We start from the raw sequence: 232 nt of genomic DNA on the forward strand, positions 1-232 counted from the left end.
AGTGTGGGGTTTCCCCATGTGAGAGTAGGTCATCGTCAAGATTCATTTCGCAAAACCCCTATCTGCACATGCAGGTAGGGGTTTTGTCTTTAAGTAGGAACTACAGAGATTCGCAGGCACGTCCGAAGGACGGGCCAGCACACAGAATTTCTTGACGACCATAGAGCATTGGAACCACCTGATCCCATCCCGAACTCAGCAGTGAAACGATGCATCGCCGATGGTAGTGTGG

At 50.9% G+C, this 232-nt stretch carries 1 rRNA gene; it reads left to right on the forward strand.

The window, feature by feature from the left end:
• Window positions 1-150: 150 nt before the first annotated feature.
• Window positions 151-232: ribosomal RNA gene (gene rrf / locus IRZ77_RS26775) — 5S ribosomal RNA — on the forward strand; the annotation flags it as partial.

The organism is Pseudomonas pudica (genome assembly GCF_015680405.1).
Lineage (GTDB): Bacteria > Pseudomonadota > Gammaproteobacteria > Pseudomonadales > Pseudomonadaceae > Aquipseudomonas > Aquipseudomonas pudica.